Genomic DNA, 1,491 nt, shown 5'->3' with positions numbered 1-1,491 from the left:
CCAGCACAAATAGCAAATTGCCATCCAACTCTTGACCTCGAATTTGATTAACACTTTTTAAGAGACACTAGTGTTAAATTGTTATATTTCAAGAAGAATTGGACTATTGGTAGTCTCTATGACATCTGTGAGAATCTCGGAGCGCTTTATATCGAGCATCATTTCTTTGCTAACCATAAAGTAGTCTATACGGAAGCCTTGATTGGCAATTCGATATTCCGGTCTATTCTGATAAAAGTATGAGAAATCAGTGCCATCCGGATGAAGGACACGATATGAATCCACAAGTCCTGCGGCTTTCATCATCCCTTCGAAGTTCTTGTGTTCCCATGGGAAATAGCAACCGGCATTTTTTACTGACACGCCATCCCATGCGTCTTTATCTGTAGCGACAATATTCATGTCTCCACAGACTATTAGAGGCTTTTCTTTTGATAGTTTCTCCAGATAATCGTGTAACTCATAATCCCATTGCCTCCTCATCTGGAGCCACTTCTCGTCACTTGTATTAGAATACGGGAAATATGTATTGACAAGGATGAACTGATCAAGCCTCAACACATTGATACATCCGGTATCCAACAACCATGCCGGTATATCATTTCTCTGAGCTTCAATGTCAAAAGGAAAACCTTGACGAATATATGTGCTCACGCCTCCGAATAGACCGTCCTCCATAATTCCGAGCCATCCCATATAGTCGGGAATCTGCGTAAGAAAGACTCCTTTCTTACGCACTTTCTGGAAGCACATCAAATCCGGTTGATATTCTTCAACCAGTCGGTTAATTGCATCTAACCGGGACTGAATCCCATTTACATTCCAACTTAATATCTTCATTACCTTTTCAAAATTAATAACGTGACTATATCTCTATTTTTTCGCTTATGCTCTCTCCTAATTTTGATGGGTCGGCTTTAGTGACAACAAATTCACCATTACTATATGATTCTATCGAGTTGTATTTGGCATCAATCAAGATGTCACCTTCAATACTCATAACGCCCCACTTATTGCCGGCTTTGAATCGAAGGTATTTCACATTTATGGGACTTATCATATCATATTGGGCAAGAACAGCGTAATTGTTTTCGTCATCTACAATACCCCAGTAACCATCAATTAGCTTAACTATAAAATAGCCATTTTTCAAAGGAATCTGTTCGAGATACTCTGGTTCATCGATATATGACTCTTCTAATACGCTTCCTTCAGAATCAATATAAATGACTACATCACCTTTAATAAGTTTAAGCTGGTTATCATCAGATACATTTATATCACCTGTCGAGGATGATAATGTCTCGTCTTTGGAGTACCATAAACTCCAAATTCCGGATGACTTATCGAACTTGAAAATTTTGTTCTCAAAGAAATAAAATTCAATAGGCTTTTGTCCGATAAATAAATTCTTCTTCACTGGCGTCTCTTAAAATCTGTTAATGCGAAATTGTTAAACTCTGTATTCATGTTGGTTACGCGATTTTCTGG

2 protein-coding genes are annotated in these 1,491 nt (G+C 38.1%); both read right to left on the bottom strand.

Going from position 1 to position 1,491, the window contains the following annotated elements; translation table 11 throughout:
- Positions 1-81: 81 nt before the first annotated feature.
- The gene (locus tag JX312_RS13580) at positions 82-840 is read right to left on the bottom strand and encodes an exodeoxyribonuclease III (RefSeq protein WP_204458448.1); all 759 of its coding nucleotides are present in this window, start codon (positions 838-840) and stop codon (positions 82-84) included.
- 25 nt (positions 841-865) lie between these two features.
- Positions 866-1,420, bottom strand: a complete 555-nt coding sequence (locus JX312_RS13575) for a WG repeat-containing protein (protein ID WP_204458447.1) — start codon at positions 1,418-1,420, stop codon at positions 866-868.
- Positions 1,421-1,491 lie beyond the last annotated feature (71 nt).

The sequence above is a fragment of the Barnesiella sp. CU968 genome, assembly GCF_905219685.1.
Classification (GTDB): Bacteria; Bacteroidota; Bacteroidia; order Bacteroidales; family Muribaculaceae; genus Lepagella; species Lepagella muris_A.
The sequence above is the reverse complement of the archived record's forward strand: the minus strand, read 5'-3'. Positions and strand labels throughout refer to the sequence as shown.

Excerpts from the sequence above, each read along its gene's own strand:
- JX312_RS13580 (WP_204458448.1), bottom strand. The coding sequence starts at position 840 with ATGAAGATATTAAGTTGGAATGTAAATGGGATTCAGTCCCGGTTAGAT.